At 63.8% G+C, this 12,708-nt stretch carries 16 protein-coding genes and 1 riboswitch; of the genes, 7 read left to right on the top strand and 9 right to left on the bottom strand.

The window, feature by feature from the left end; all coding sequences use genetic code 11:
- Positions 1-35: 35 nt before the first annotated feature.
- From B4E36_RS06730 to B4E36_RS06720, 3 genes are read right to left on the bottom strand one after another with little or no spacing between them, the layout of a single operon-like run.
- Positions 36-587, bottom strand: a complete 552-nt coding sequence (locus tag B4E36_RS06730; RefSeq protein WP_345900157.1) for a nucleotidyltransferase family protein — start codon at positions 585-587, stop codon at positions 36-38.
- Between the two features lie 13 nt (positions 588-600).
- Positions 601-1,413, bottom strand: a complete 813-nt coding sequence (gene fdhD, locus B4E36_RS06725) for a formate dehydrogenase accessory sulfurtransferase FdhD (protein WP_414673742.1) — start codon at positions 1,411-1,413, stop codon at positions 601-603.
- Positions 1,414-1,417: 4 nt separating this feature from the next.
- Positions 1,418-2,806: a PLP-dependent aminotransferase family protein gene (locus B4E36_RS06720; protein ID WP_345900156.1), complete on the bottom strand. Its 1,389-nt coding sequence runs from the start codon at positions 2,804-2,806 to the stop codon at positions 1,418-1,420.
- 204 nt (positions 2,807-3,010) lie between these two features.
- Here B4E36_RS06720 and B4E36_RS06715 point away from each other — a divergent pair, with 204 nt between their 5' ends.
- Complete coding sequence (locus tag B4E36_RS06715; protein ID WP_345900155.1) at positions 3,011-4,069, top strand: lysine-2,3-aminomutase-like protein; 1,059 nt, start codon at positions 3,011-3,013, stop codon at positions 4,067-4,069.
- Between the two features lie 102 nt (positions 4,070-4,171).
- On the opposite strand, the gene B4E36_RS06710 is transcribed toward B4E36_RS06715, so the two are convergent.
- Entirely contained in the window at positions 4,172-5,500 is a 1,329-nt protein-coding gene (locus B4E36_RS06710; RefSeq protein ID WP_345900154.1) for a sugar porter family MFS transporter, read from the bottom strand.
- A 214-nt stretch (positions 5,501-5,714) separates the two neighbouring features.
- Positions 5,715-5,816, top strand: a riboswitch (TPP riboswitch).
- A gap of 66 nt (positions 5,817-5,882) precedes the next feature.
- On the opposite strand from B4E36_RS06710, the gene B4E36_RS06705 reads away from it, so the two are divergent.
- The 3 genes from B4E36_RS06705 to B4E36_RS06695 all read left to right on the top strand — a co-directional run bounded on the left by B4E36_RS06705 (position 5,883) and on the right by B4E36_RS06695 (position 7,970).
- Complete coding sequence (locus tag B4E36_RS06705) at positions 5,883-6,638, top strand: ABC transporter permease (protein ID WP_292058910.1); 756 nt, start codon at positions 5,883-5,885, stop codon at positions 6,636-6,638.
- A gap of 30 nt (positions 6,639-6,668) precedes the next feature.
- Positions 6,669-7,613 carry an ABC transporter substrate-binding protein gene (locus B4E36_RS06700; RefSeq protein WP_345900153.1) on the top strand — a complete coding sequence of 315 codons (945 nt, stop codon included), beginning with the start codon at positions 6,669-6,671 and terminating at the stop codon, positions 7,611-7,613.
- 153 nt (positions 7,614-7,766) lie between these two features.
- Entirely contained in the window at positions 7,767-7,970 is a 204-nt protein-coding gene (locus tag B4E36_RS06695; protein WP_292058914.1) for a hypothetical protein, read from the top strand.
- A 6-nt stretch (positions 7,971-7,976) separates the two neighbouring features.
- Here the strand turns inward: B4E36_RS06695 and B4E36_RS06690 are convergent, their stop codons facing one another.
- From B4E36_RS06690 to purE, 4 genes are all read right to left on the bottom strand, one after another.
- Positions 7,977-8,567 (bottom strand): tetratricopeptide repeat protein, encoded by a 591-nt coding sequence (locus tag B4E36_RS06690; RefSeq protein ID WP_292058916.1) that lies wholly within the window; start codon positions 8,565-8,567, stop codon positions 7,977-7,979.
- A 68-nt stretch (positions 8,568-8,635) separates the two neighbouring features.
- Complete coding sequence (ykgO, locus tag B4E36_RS06685) at positions 8,636-8,761, bottom strand: type B 50S ribosomal protein L36 (protein ID WP_018064355.1); 126 nt, start codon at positions 8,759-8,761, stop codon at positions 8,636-8,638.
- Positions 8,762-8,888: 127 nt separating this feature from the next.
- Positions 8,889-9,962 carry a 5-(carboxyamino)imidazole ribonucleotide synthase gene (locus B4E36_RS06680; protein ID WP_292058919.1) on the bottom strand — a complete coding sequence of 358 codons (1,074 nt, stop codon included), beginning with the start codon at positions 9,960-9,962 and terminating at the stop codon, positions 8,889-8,891.
- Positions 9,959-10,468 (bottom strand): 5-(carboxyamino)imidazole ribonucleotide mutase, encoded by a 510-nt coding sequence (gene purE / locus B4E36_RS06675; protein ID WP_018064353.1) that lies wholly within the window; start codon positions 10,466-10,468, stop codon positions 9,959-9,961. Before purE ends, B4E36_RS06680 begins: the two co-directional genes overlap by 4 nt.
- Positions 10,469-10,671: 203 nt before the next feature.
- Here purE and B4E36_RS06670 point away from each other — a divergent pair, with 203 nt between their 5' ends.
- Positions 10,672-10,896 (top strand): YdcH family protein, encoded by a 225-nt coding sequence (locus tag B4E36_RS06670; protein ID WP_414673741.1) that lies wholly within the window; start codon positions 10,672-10,674, stop codon positions 10,894-10,896.
- Between the two features lie 95 nt (positions 10,897-10,991).
- Here B4E36_RS06670 and B4E36_RS06665 read toward each other — a convergent pair whose 3' ends face one another.
- Positions 10,992-11,345: a DUF6665 family protein gene (locus tag B4E36_RS06665; protein ID WP_018064351.1), complete on the bottom strand. Its 354-nt coding sequence runs from the start codon at positions 11,343-11,345 to the stop codon at positions 10,992-10,994.
- Between the two features lie 154 nt (positions 11,346-11,499).
- Here B4E36_RS06665 and B4E36_RS06660 point away from each other — a divergent pair, with 154 nt between their 5' ends.
- Together B4E36_RS06660 and B4E36_RS06655 are read left to right on the top strand one after the other, a co-directional pair.
- Positions 11,500-11,913 (top strand): MbcA/ParS/Xre antitoxin family protein, encoded by a 414-nt coding sequence (locus B4E36_RS06660; protein WP_292058923.1) that lies wholly within the window; start codon positions 11,500-11,502, stop codon positions 11,911-11,913.
- A gap of 8 nt (positions 11,914-11,921) precedes the next feature.
- Entirely contained in the window at positions 11,922-12,620 is a 699-nt protein-coding gene (locus B4E36_RS06655; RefSeq protein WP_292058924.1) for an RES family NAD+ phosphorylase, read from the top strand.
- Positions 12,621-12,708 lie beyond the last annotated feature (88 nt).

Below are 12,708 nucleotides of genomic sequence, written 5' to 3'. Positions count from 1 at the left end.
TCTCCCCCTCAAGGGGGGAGATTATGGGCTTCACCTCACCCATCCCAGCCGATCACCGTCAGATCCGGCCACAGCGTCTTCCAGCGCTCGACCTTGTTCTCATAGGCCTCGCGGGACACCTGCGTCTTGTTCGGGCGCACGACGGCGTTGAGGAGATCGGCGAGACCGAAGGGCGCATCGCATTCGAAGCCGTCGCCCGTCGGTCTTATGCCGAAGGCGGTGGCCGTGGTCGGAAAGGTCGTGATCGCCTCCGAGACGCTGTCATATGCTTCGATGTCGAAGCCGAAACGGTCGCCGTACCAGAGATGCACCCGGGCCTGGTTCTTGACGTCGATCCAGGCCGGCAGAGCGGAAAAAGCCGCGCGGATACGGGCGGCATGGCGGGCTTCCGCCCGTTCCGACAGGTCGGTGGCATCGAAATAGACGATATCGATATCCGCGATGCCGTGCGCCGGGTCCATCCCGAACCGGCGGTTCCAGACCGTCTGCGCCAGCGCGCCGGCCACCAGCCAGCAATCCGGAAGGTCGATCAGGCGCCAGTTTTCAAGAAGCGGCCTGATAAGCGGACTGTCCGATACCGCCGACATGACCTCTGATAGTTCAGCCTTCATCGGACCCCGCTGCGACGATCCGGTCGGCGCCGGTGTAGACGCTGAAGCCGTCGCCGCGCGCCGTGGCAATCAGCGTGACGCCGGCGGCCTCGGCGGTCTCGACGGCAAGCGCCGTTGGCGCGGAAATCGCGATCAGCACCGGGCTGCCGGCAATCGCCGCCTTCTGCACCATTTCCACCGAGAGCCGGCTGCTGACGACGATCGCACCCGCGCCTGCATCAATGTCCTCGCGCGCCAGGGCGCCGATCAGCTTGTCGAGCGCGTTATGGCGGCCAACATCCTCGCGCACCATCAGCATGCCATCGCCCGGACGGTAGAAGCCCGCGCCATGAACCGCGCGGGTGGCGGCAAACAGCGGCTGCTCGCGCGACAGCGCCTCCACAGCGGCGTTCACCGCGTCAACCCGCAGGCGAAACTCCGGGGCGGCGATTTTCGGCACATCCCGCACGGCCGCATCGATGCTCTCCAGCCCGCAAAGTCCGCAGCCGACAGGCCCGGCCATGGAACGGCGGCGGGCGGCAAGCGCCTCGGAGCGATCCGCCCGCAGCGTAATCTGCACATCGATGCCCTTGTCGAAGGCAACGACATCTACTGCCTCGATCTCCCAAGCATCCCTGATGATGCTTTCCGTCAGACTGAAGCCATAGGCGAAATCGACGAGGTCTTCGGGCGTCGCCATCATCACCGCATGGGTGGAGCCGCCATAGCTCATGGCCACCGCCATCTCGGCCGCAAGGGGCCGGTCGGCCGCCTCTTCGCGGCTTCCATGGGTGAACAGGGGCTTCAGAGGGGCTCCGGCCATCGCCTCACACCATCACCGGTTTGGGAAGCTGACGCTCGCCCTTCAGGATGGCCGCGATCAGCGCCAGCGACGAGGCGAGTTCGAGCTCGCTCGAGGCGGCAAGCGCCACCCGGATTGCCCGCGGCGCGGCGGCGCGGCCGACATGGAAGCTCGACCCGGCCGCGACAGCAACGCCCCGGCTTTTTGCCCGCTCGACCATCGCCGCCTCGGTGAGGCCCTCCGGCAGCGGTATCCAGACATGCAGCGCGCCGGGCGTCATCCGGCAGGCGATGCCAGCGAGCGCTTTTTCCGCGATCGCGCGACGGCGCATCAGCGCCTGGCGCTGCCAGTTGACGAGCTCGATCGCGGTCCCATCGAGGATCCAGCGGCTGGCGATCTCCGCCATCACCGGTGTCGCCACCCAGTTCGCCGCGAGATAACGGTTGGAAACGGCGGCGGCGAAGCGATCAGGGGCGGCCACGAAGCCGCAGCGCAAGCCGGGGATCGTGTTCTTGGACAGGTCGGTCATGTAGACCGTGCGCTCCGGCGCAAAGGCGGCGACCGGCGGCGGGCGGTTTTCGACGAGCGGTCCCAGCACATCATTTTCGATGATGGCGAGATCGAGCCTGCGGGCAATCGCCGCGATCGCGCGGCGGCGCGGCGCGCTCATCACCAGCGCCTGCGGGCCGGCGGCCGATGGCTGGAGGAAGATCGCCCGCAGACGCTTGCGGCCGGCAACGGCTTCCAGCGCGGCCGGCACAATGCCCTCGCCATCGACTTCCACGCCTTCGAGATCGATGCCGAGATAGCCGGCGAGCGGGCGCACCATCGGGTGGGTCAGAGCCTCCACCGCCAGCGCGCCGCCGGCCGGCACCACTGTCATGAACGCCGCCGTCATCGCATCGCTGGAGCCGTTGGTGACCGTGATGCCGTGGGCCGGCACCTTCAGCCCGCAGGCGGCCAGCCAGTTGACGCCGGCCATGCGGTAGCGCTGGAACAGCGCGTTGGGCATCATCGAGAACGCCAGTTCCGGCGGCATGGTGGCACCGAGATCGGCGAAGGCCGCGCGGAACTTGGCAAGGCTGCGGCTCTCGCAGACCGGCTTCAGGATCGAAAGGTCGATGACGCCGCTGCCGCCCTCGGTGAGATACGGCCGCTCCGGCGCCACCGGTTCCGCCTTGATGTAGGACCCGCGCCCGACCTCGCCGATCACCATGCCGCGCCGCGTCAATTCCTCATAGGCGCGGCTGATCGTCTGCACCGACACCTTGAGATCGGCCGCCATCTCGCGCTGCGGCGGCAGGCGCATGCCGTCGATCAGCAGGCCGCTGCGCACGGCGGCCGCGATCTGTTCGGCAATGGAGAGATAGGCCGGCCGCTTGATCAGCCGGGGATTCGGGCGCCATTTTGTCATCTCCGGATGGTGGGGCAAATCCGGGAGAATGACAAGCGCGCGGCCGAAAGCGGATTGCGGAAAGGCAATGCCAAAACCGTGAAATGCCTAACGCTTGCGAAACGCCTGGCAGGTTTTGAAAACGTGCGCGCCGGACCGGACCGGCTTTGCTTGGCGTAGCAAACCGTTTAGAACGCCCCAAACGAAACCGGCGACGGGGCGGCCATGTCCGAGAGCAAAGCGAAAACCGCGATAACCGACACCGATGCGCTGGTGGCGCGCGGGCTGGTGCCGGCGGAGACGGCGGGCGATATCGCGCGGGTTGCGGAGGATTTCCGCATCCGCATACCGGCCCATATCCTGTCGGCGATCGACACTGTGGCCGCCGATGATCCGCTGGCGCGCCAGTTCGTGCCGGATGCGCGCGAGCTTCAAGCCTATGACGGCGAGATGGAAGACCCGATCGGCGATGGCGCGTTCGAACGCGCCAAGGGCGTCACCCACCGCTATCCCGACCGTGTGCTGCTGAAGCCAACCCATGCCTGCCAGGTCTATTGCCGTTTCTGCTTCCGCCGCGAAACCGTGGGCGAGCCGGAGGCGGCGCTTGACCGGGACGAGCTTGCGGCCGCGCTCGACTATATCCGCGTCCATAGCGAAATCTGGGAGGTGATCCTGTCGGGCGGCGATCCGCTGGTGCTTTCCGACCGCCGGCTTTCCGCGCTGATGAAGGCGCTTGGCGAAATCGGCCATGTCGCCGTAATCCGCATCCACACCCGCGCCCCGCTGGTCACGCCCGAGCGCATTAGCGACGGTCTGGTCGATGCGCTGAAGCAGGCCGGCAAGACGGTCAATATCGTCATCCACATCAACCATCCGCGCGAATTGACGGCAGCAGTGCGCGGCGGGCTCGCCCGCCTTGCCGATGGCGGCATTCCGCTGTTCGCCCAGACCGTGCTGCTGAAGGGCATCAACGACGATGCCGAAACGCTGGCGGCCCTGTTCAAGGCGCTCCTCGCCAACCGGGTCAAGCCGTATTACCTGCACCATCTCGACAAGGCCAAGGGCGTTGCCCATTTCGCCGTGCCGATCGCGCGCGGCCAGGCGCTGATGCGGGCGCTGCAAGGCGCAATCTCAGGGCTCTGCATGCCGACCTATGTGCTTGATATTCCCGGCGGGGCGGGCAAGGCGCCAATCGGCCCTTCCTATCTGGAGCAAACCGGAGAGGCCGAATACGAGGTCACGGACTACCGGGGCGGAGAACATTCCTACTCCGACTGGCGGTAAGCGCCAGCCTGGCCGCGCCGGGGGCGTCATCTCCATTGCGCCCCGCCCTGAGCGAAGGCCAGGGCGAGGATTGCTTCCTTTGGTGGGACGCCGCTGCCGCCCTCAGGCCGCCACGGTGCGCGCCTCGATTTCCTCGAGCGTGATGCCCTTGGTCTCGGGCGCTGCGGCGATCGCGTAGACGATGCCGACGACGCAGAAGAAGGTGAAGATCGCGAAGGTCCCGACAATGCCGATGCCCGCCAGCAATTCCGGAAACGTCAGCGCCACCAGGAAGTTGAAGAACCAGTTGGCGATCGAGGCGAGCGCCATGCCGCGCGGCCTCAGCCTGAGCGGAAACAGCTCCGCCATATAGAGCCAGGGCAACGGGCCGAGACTGACGGCGAAAAAGGCGATGAACGCGAAGATGCCGATCATGGCGAGATAGGGGGTTGCCGCGACATCCATCATCGTCGCCACGGTCACCAGCGCCATCGACAGCGCGGTTCCGATGAAGCCGAGGATCAACAGCTTGCGCCGGCCCATGCTTTCCACCAGATACATCGCGACCACGGTCAGCGCGACATTGACGACGCCGATGCCGACGGTGGCCAGAAGATCGGTCGTGGTGCCGGAAAACCCGGCATTCTTGAAGATTTCCGGGGCGTAATAGATGATCGCGTTGATGCCGGAAAGCTGCTGCAGCACGAACACGATCATGGCGAAGCTCGTTACCGGCAGGATCCCGCGCTTCAGGAAGGCGCTCCAGGCGGGGGCGGCCTCCTCGTCCTTGGCGCTTTCCTGGATCTCGGCGATGATCTCGTCAACCTCGGCGGGCGAGGATTCCGGCTGCAGCTTCGCGATGATATCGCGCGCCTTGTCGGCATTGGAATTGAGCGTCAGCCAGCGCGGCGTTTCCGGCGATAGCAGGATGCCGATCAGCGCCACAATCGACGGGAACACGCCGACGCCGATCATCCAGCGCCAGTCGCCCGATCCGCCAAAGGCCGCGTCCGACATGTAGGAGACCATGATGCCGATGGTGATCATCAACTGGAAGGCGGAGACGATGGTGCCGCGAATGCGCGCCGGCGCGACTTCCGCCAGAAACATCGGCGCGGTCATGGCCGAGGCACCGATGCCGACGCCGATCAACAGGCGGGCAAGGGTCAGCACATACTGGTTGAAGGCGAGCGCGGAAATCAGCGAGCCGACCAGAAAGATCAGCGCGCCGAGGATCAGCATCGGCTTGCGCCCGTAGCGGTCGGTGGTGACCATGGCAAGCAGCGTGCCCGCCACCGCGCCGAGCGGCACGGCGGAGGTGATCACCCCCTCCATGAAGGCCGAAACCGTGAAGTCCTGCTTGATGAACGGCAGAGCCCCGGAAATCACGCCCTGGTCGAAACCGAAGAGCATACCGAACAGCGCTGCCACAATGACGATGGCGATGAGCATGAGTTTTCCTCCGCTTGGACGGCCGCTGCCGCCTTCCCCTCTTATGACCCTTTTTATGAACCGCCGCTGAAAACCGCAAACGGCTCTATACCAAAAGTTGAAAGTCGAAACGGCATCCGTTGTCAAATCCTTTCGGCACTACGCGTTTATATTAGCGGCGTCCGCGACTTCGCCACCGAGCCCCTTGACCGGCGCGCCGACGCGCGGCATAGAAGACGCATCCGAGGGGTGTGTCCGTGACACTGAGATGGCCGATGGCCGAACCCTTGAACCTGATCCGGGTTATGCCGGCGTAGGAACGGAGTTTGGTCTTGAGCGACACGCCCAGAAAATCAGCCTCTTTTGACGCCTCCGCTGCCCGGTTTAGCCGGGGAGAGCGGGATTGAAGCGCACCCTTTCGGCGGCACTCACCTTTTTCGCGATCGTGGCCGGGCTCCTTGCGCTCTGGCAGGCGATCATCGTTTTCGGCGAACTGCCGCGCTATATCCTGCCGCCGCCGCTTGCCGTGCTGGCGAAGTTCCAGACCGCCCACGCGATGCTGCTTGAAGAGGCGCTGGTGACGCTCAGGGAAATCCTGGCGGGCTTTGCCATGGGCGCGGTCTTCGGCGCGGCGGCGGCCATTTTCATCTCGGCCTTTCCCCGCATCGGACGGTTCATCTGGCCCGTTCTGGTGGTGCTGCAATCCTTTCCCGTCTTCGTCATCGCGCCGATGCTGGTGCTCTGGTTCGGCTTCGGCATCGCCTCCAAGGTGGTGATGACGACGATCATCGTGTTCTTCCCCGTCGCCTCCAGTTTTGCCGACGGGCTGAGGCGCACCGATCCGGAAATCGTGGCCGCGGCCCTGCTCGATGGCGCGGGGCATTTCGAGATGTTGCGCCACATCCGCCTGCCCCTGGCTCTCCCTCATCTTTTTTCCGGCCTCAGGATCGCGGCCCCGCTCGCTCCGCTCGGCGCGGTGGTCGGCGAATGGGTGGGGTCAGCCGGCGGGCTCGGCTTTCTCATGGTCCAGGCCAATGCCCGCATGCAGAGCGAGACCGTGTTCGCCGCCATGCTGATCCTCGCGCTCGAGGCCGTGCTGTTTCGAAAGGCGGTGGATCTCGCCGCTCCCTTCTTCACCCGCTGGTCGCATGAGGATTGAGCGGCCGGCTCAACCGAACAGGAGAATGACATGCTGAAGAAACTCGCTTTCGCCGCCGCTCTTGCCCTGGCTCCCGGGCTGGCGAGCGCCGCCGATAAGCTCGACGTGATCCTCGAATGGTATGTAAACCCCGACCACGCTCCGCTGGTGATCGCCGCCGAAAACGGCTATTTCGCTGATGAGGGGCTCGACGTGGAACTGGTGCCGCCATCCGACCCGTCGATGGTGCCGCGCATGGTGGCGACCGGCAAGGTCGACATCGGCATTCACTACCAGCCCAACCTCTATCTCGATCACGAGGCCGGCATTGATATCGTGCGCTTCGGCACGCTGGTCTCAACCCCGCTCAACACGCTGACGGTGCTGAAAGACGGGCCGATCAAATCCGTCGCCGACCTGAAGGGCAAGAAGATCGGCTTCTCGGTGGCCGGGATCGAGGACGCGGTGGTGGCCACGATGCTGAAAAACGCCGGCCTCACCAAGGACGACATCACCCTCATCAACGTCAATTTCGCGCTCACCCAGTCGCTGCTTTCGCAACAGGTCGACGCGACCATCGGCTCGTTCCGCAATATCGAATTGCCGCAGATGCGGATCGCCGGCCACGAAGGCAAGGCCTTCTTCCCGGAAGAGCATGGCGTGCCGGTCTATGACGAGCTGATCTACGTGACCCGCAGCGACATGCTTGACGACGACCGGCTGCCGCGCTTCCTCGATGCTGTGGAAAAGGCGACGGTCTTCATCGTCAACCATCCGGAGGCGGCATGGGAGAGCTTTGCCAAAGCCTATCCCGATCTCGACGACGAGCTGAACCGCCAGGCCTTCGCCGAATCGATCGTCCGCTTCGCCAAGCGTCCCGCCGCCACCGATGCCGAGCGGTATGAACGATTCGGCGCGTTCATGGCGGAAAACGGGCTGATCTCCGAAGCGCCGCCGGTCGATGCAATCTCCGTCTCGCTATCGAAGGAAAAATGAACCGGCCTTAAATCGCCACAAAAGCACATTATAAAGAAGTGAAAGAGGCGGCTCGCGGGCCGCCTCGCTATTTCGGTCTTTTGTGACGACAATTGCGGCGATACCGCCATGCAAAGACCGATCTCTACCCTTTTTGCGACAGGAGATCGGATCATGAAACTTGCCGGCCTCGTGCTGGTGGTGGTCGGGCTTGCGGGCCTCACCATCCGCATCTTGCTCTATCAATATCCCGACGTCGCGGGCACGATCGAGGGCAGCCTTTTGAGCCCGCTTTCACACCTGACGATCGCCGTCGGCGCGGCGCTGCTGGCGCTCCACCTCCTCTACCGGGTGCTGCGCCACGTCATGCATTTCTGAAGTCCGTTAAATCCGCTTGCCCGCACGCTCGTTCAGCGTGCTTTCCACAAAGGCCGCGACATCGCGGTCGGCGGGATAGAATTCGAGATAGCGCCGCCACACTTCGACCGACGCCTCCTGCCGCCCGGTCCTGTCGAGGATCGTCGCCATCAGGCCGAGCGCGCCGAAATCGCGCGGCTCCAGCGAAAGCGATGTACGGATATCGTCCATGGCGCGTTCGAGATCGCCATGGGTGTAATGGAGCACGGCGCGCTTGCGGTAGGGGGCGGCCTCGTCCGGCCTCAGCGCAATCGCCTCCGACAGGAAATCGAGCGCCGCTGCGCTGCGGCCATTGTTTTCCGAATCATCCGACCATTCGATCAGCAGGGAAACCGTGGGGCTCGGCGAGCGATCGAGATATTCGTCGATCTGGCGGGCAAGGTCGGCCGCCCGTCCGGCATCGCTTGTGCGTTTCAGCCGGTCGTAAAGCCTGTCAAGCGGGTCGGACTCGACAACCGCATCCGGCATCGCGGAAACCTGTTCGTCCGCGGCGTTGCCTTGGGCAAGCGCCGGCAGCGGGCCGGCGGCCAGAGCGGCGAGTATCAGAATGGCGGACATAGAAAAGCGCATGACGGGAATGGTATCCCGTCATGGCGAAAATTCAAACAGATAATGCGTTGATTTTCTCAGCCCTGACGGGCCTTGAAGCGCGGATTCTGCTTGTTGATGATGTATACCCGGCCCTTGCGGCGCACCAGACGGTTTTCCCGGTGACGGGACTTGAGCGCCTTGAGCGAATTCTTGATCTTCATGTTTTCGATCCGCTGTTTGTGCCGCTCTCGACTGATCAGTAAAGGCGGTCAGTATTGACATTCAAAGGCGCGCCTTGAAAAAGCGCGCCCGACAGTGGCCGCTACCTAGCGAATGATCGCCGCCAAGTCAACCGTCGCGACGCTTTTCCAGCACGGTGACATGGCCCATTTTCCGCCCTGCCCGAGTTTCAGCCTTGCCATAGAGATGCACGAGCGCGCCTTCGGTCGTCATCCACGCCCCGATCCGCTCCATATCGTCGCCGACGATGTTGTGCATAACGCAATCGCTGTGGCGGACGGGGTCGATCAGCGGCAGGCCGCAAACGGCGCGGATATGCTGCTCGAACTGGGAGAGAACGCAGGCCGCCTCGGTCCAGTGGCCGGAATTGTGGACGCGCGGCGCGAATTCGTTGGCGATCAGCCTGCCGTCGCGGGCGACGAACAGTTCCAGCCCCAGCACGCCGACATAATCGAGCCCGATCAGAAGCCGCTCCGCCGCCGCGCGGGCCGCCGCGCCGGTCTGCGAAGACACATTGGCCGGGACGGTGGAGGTTCGCAGGATGCCGTCGCGATGCACATTCTCGGCCGGGTCGAAGCAAACGATCGTGCCGTCCATGCCGCGCGCCGCAATCACCGAGATCTCGCGGTCGAAATCGATCCACTCCTCGAAGATCGCGGGCGCGCCATCAAGCGCTGCAAAAGCGGCCTCCGGGTTATTGCCGCTGCCGTCAAACACCCACTGACCCTTGCCGTCATAGCCGAAGCGCCGGGTCTTCAACACGCCGCTTCCGCCAAATGCCTCGAGCGCTAGCGCCAAATCATCGGCCGTATCGACCGCACGGAACCCGGCGGTGGCGATGCCGCTGTCGTTGAGGAAGGTCTTTTCGGTGAGCCGATCCTGCGAAACGGAAAGCGCGCGCGCCGGCGGGTAGACCGGCCGTTCGCCGGAGAGAATCGCCGCGCTTTTCTCCGGCACGTTTTCGAATTCATAGGTGATCACTTCACAGGCGCCGGCAAGTTCAAAAAGCGCCGCCTCGTCATCATAAGCCGCCACGATATGGCGGTTTGCGACCTGGGCGGCCGGGCAATCTTGCTGCGGTTCCAGAATAACGGTGCGGATCGAAAGCCGGGCGGCCGCCATGGCCAGCATGCGGCCAAGCTGGCCGCCGCCGATGATACCGATGGTTTTCATGAAACTCATTCGTCCTTGTCGATGGGGTATTCGGCAACGCTTGCCGCCTGGCGCACGCGGTATTCATCCAGCCTGCCCGCAAGCTCGGGATCGGCAAGCGCCAGGACGGCAGCCGCCAGAAGCGCAGCATTGACCGCGCCGGCCTTGCCGATGGCGAGCGTTCCGACGGGTATGCCCGCCGGCATCTGCACGATAGACAACAGGCTGTCCTGGCCGGACAAGGCGCGCGACTGAACCGGTACGCCGAAGACCGGCAGCGGCGTCAGCGCCGCCATCATGCCCGGCAGATGGGCCGCCCCGCCGGCACCGGCGATGATGATCTGAAAGCCTTCGGCGCGGGCGCTGCGGGCGAACTCATACATGCGGTCCGGCGTGCGGTGGGCGGACACGATCCGCGCATCGTAATCGATGTCGAGAATATCGAGAATGTCGGCGGCGTTCTTCATCGTTTCCCAGTCGGACTGGGACCCCATGACGATGGCGACTGGCGGATTCTTGATCGGGCTCATCGGCATTCCATTGTTTCAACAAATTCGACGAATGTGGCACGCGCCGACCATGCGTCGTTTCGGGCGAAACACGCTCTAGCATCAATCGTTTTCGGTGAAAAGCAAGGCGCCGGGGAGATCACGCGTGCCTGGGGCAAAATGCCCTCACAAAATCACATTTCCGCCTTCGACAAACGTCTTCGATCATGGCATGCTGATATTGCACTTTGATGACGAGGCGCCGCATCCGGCGGCGCGAAACCAAAGGAAGGACGTGTGCAATGACAGTTCAGACGCATCTTGCCGCACTCGAGGAAAAGCATTCCGAACTTGAGAGGAAGCTTCACGACATAATGGCTTCGCCGTCCAGCCACGACCAGGAAATCGCATCGATCAAACGCAGGAAACTTCACCTGAAAGACGAGATTGAACGCCTCCATCACTCAGCGAATTAAGACACCCCCTGTCCTCAAACGCCCCGGCCCAAAACCGGGGCGTTTTTGTTTTGCGCAACGCGTTTCTGACCGATGGCTCGAAGCCCCCGCTATATTTAAACCCCGTCGTCCTTCTCCCGCTTCTTCATCACCCCGATCCTGAGCATCACCTCGCGCGGTATGTCATAGGTCGACTTCAGATGATGGTCGGTGCGAAGCCCCAGATAGTCGCGCTGGATGAACAGCGCGAAGGCGCGGTCGGCAGCCGCCTGCACCAGTTCATCGCGATCCTGATTGGAGCCCGGCGTCTCGTCGTGACGCCTGAGCGCCGCCAGCGCCTCCTCCAGCCGTCCGCCAATCCGCCCCAACGCCTGCGCCGTCTCCTGCATGATTTCGTATTGCAGGGCGTCCAGATCGGGATCGAGCGGCCTGCTGCTGGTGCCCGGCAATATCGGTTTCCTGGTGGCCATGATCTTTTCCTTGCGTCTTCCCCGAAGATCGTAAGGTGAACGCGCGAGGTCAAGGGTTTGAAACCAAACGCGGGCCAACCGTAAATCTGCGGCAGACTTGTCATATGGCGTTATAAGACCTATATTTCGCCAAACGGCAATAACGGGATCGAACATGCCCCATCTGCAAGTGATCGAAAAAACCGCGCATCAGGCCGCCGCCCCCGAGATTACCGAGGCGGAGGGGCAGGCGATGGCGCGGGCGGCGGTCAATTTGTTTGCGCGCTGGCGGATGAGCGACAGCCAGGCCTGCATCCTGTTGGGCGGCTTGTCGCCGCGCACATGGGCGCGCTGGAAGGGCGGTGATATCGGGCGCATCCCCCGCGACCTCAAGGCCCGGCTTTCCAACCTGATGGGCATTCACAAGGCGCTCCGGATCATCTTCACGGATGCGGACCGGATCTATGGCTGGGTGCGGCGGGAAAACGCGGCTTTCGGCGGCGCATCGGCGCTTGACGTCATGCTTGGCGGCGAACTGACCGATATCATGCGGGTCCGGCGCTATCTCGACAGCGTCCGGGGCGGCTGAGCTTGACCATGCCCGATATCGTTCGCGTGCGGTGGGCAAAGACCCACCGGATCATCCGTTCGCGTTTCCCGCCGATCGACCTCTTCGAGGATATCGCCGATCCGGCCGACTGGGACGCGATCCTGTCGGCGGAGGCCAAGACCAATCCGCGCGTCAGCCAGAGCGTCGGCATGCTCGATCTGGTGCCGCCCGAGCGCCGGGTCGCCGGAGAAGGCGCGTCATGGGCGATGGCGCCCTTCGTCCACACCTCGACGGATCGGCCGAGCCGGTTCAGCGACGGTTCGTTCGGCGTCTATTATGCCGGCGACCGGATCGAGGTCGCGCTGTTCGAGACCATACATCACCATGCCATATTCATGGCGGCCACGAACCAGATGCCCGGCTGGACTTCCGATTTTCGCGAACTCGTCGGCACGCTCGACGCCAATCTCCACGATGTCAGCGACCGGACGCGTTTTGCCGAGCTCTACGATCCCGACGACTATCGCAGGCCGCAGGCGCTTGGCGCGGAACTCCACGCGGAAAATGCGAACGGCATACTCTATCGCAGCGTCAGATATCCGGATGGTTCGGCGGTCGCCCTGTTTTGGCCGGATGTCGCCGGAATACCGGTGCAGGGGCAGCATTTTTCCTATTACTGGGACGGTGCGAACGTCGCCACGGTCAAGAACCTCGGCACCGGCGAGCTATTCGCCGTGGTCGATTAGCCCAGGCTGGCGCAACGCCTTTATCTCCGTCCAGAGAAGTTCCTGAATATCGGTATGCCCGCCGGCCAGGCGCACCGCCGCCACCGTC

It is taken from the genome of Martelella sp. UBA3392 (assembly GCF_002358775.1).
GTDB lineage: Bacteria > Pseudomonadota > Alphaproteobacteria > Rhizobiales > Rhizobiaceae > Martelella > Martelella mediterranea.
Note: the sequence above shows the minus strand (reverse complement) of the source record. Positions and strands in the feature narration are given on the sequence as shown.

Bases quoted from the DNA above. Each gene is read 5' to 3' on its own strand.
- B4E36_RS06730 (WP_345900157.1), bottom strand. From the start codon at position 587: ATGTCGGCGGTATCGGACAGTCCGCTTATCAGGCCGCTTCTTGAAAAC.
- fdhD (WP_414673742.1), bottom strand. From the start codon at position 1,413: ATGGCCGGAGCCCCTCTGAAGCCCCTGTTCACCCATGGAAGCCGCGAA.
- B4E36_RS06720 (WP_345900156.1), bottom strand. From the start codon at position 2,806: ATGACAAAATGGCGCCCGAATCCCCGGCTGATCAAGCGGCCGGCCTAT.
- B4E36_RS06715 (WP_345900155.1), top strand. From the start codon at position 3,011: ATGTCCGAGAGCAAAGCGAAAACCGCGATAACCGACACCGATGCGCTG.
- B4E36_RS06710 (WP_345900154.1), bottom strand. From the start codon at position 5,500: ATGCTCATCGCCATCGTCATTGTGGCAGCGCTGTTCGGTATGCTCTTC.
- B4E36_RS06700 (WP_345900153.1), top strand. From the start codon at position 6,669: ATGCTGAAGAAACTCGCTTTCGCCGCCGCTCTTGCCCTGGCTCCCGGG.
- B4E36_RS06695 (WP_292058914.1), top strand. From the start codon at position 7,767: ATGAAACTTGCCGGCCTCGTGCTGGTGGTGGTCGGGCTTGCGGGCCTC.
- B4E36_RS06690 (WP_292058916.1), bottom strand. From the start codon at position 8,567: ATGTCCGCCATTCTGATACTCGCCGCTCTGGCCGCCGGCCCGCTGCCG.
- ykgO (WP_018064355.1), bottom strand. From the start codon at position 8,761: ATGAAGATCAAGAATTCGCTCAAGGCGCTCAAGTCCCGTCACCGGGAA.
- B4E36_RS06680 (WP_292058919.1), bottom strand. From the start codon at position 9,962: ATGAGTTTCATGAAAACCATCGGTATCATCGGCGGCGGCCAGCTTGGC.
- purE (WP_018064353.1), bottom strand. From the start codon at position 10,468: ATGCCGATGAGCCCGATCAAGAATCCGCCAGTCGCCATCGTCATGGGG.
- B4E36_RS06670 (WP_414673741.1), top strand. From the start codon at position 10,672: ATGACGAGGCGCCGCATCCGGCGGCGCGAAACCAAAGGAAGGACGTGT.
- B4E36_RS06665 (WP_018064351.1), bottom strand. From the start codon at position 11,345: ATGGCCACCAGGAAACCGATATTGCCGGGCACCAGCAGCAGGCCGCTC.
- B4E36_RS06660 (WP_292058923.1), top strand. From the start codon at position 11,500: ATGCCCCATCTGCAAGTGATCGAAAAAACCGCGCATCAGGCCGCCGCC.
- B4E36_RS06655 (WP_292058924.1), top strand. From the start codon at position 11,922: ATGCCCGATATCGTTCGCGTGCGGTGGGCAAAGACCCACCGGATCATC.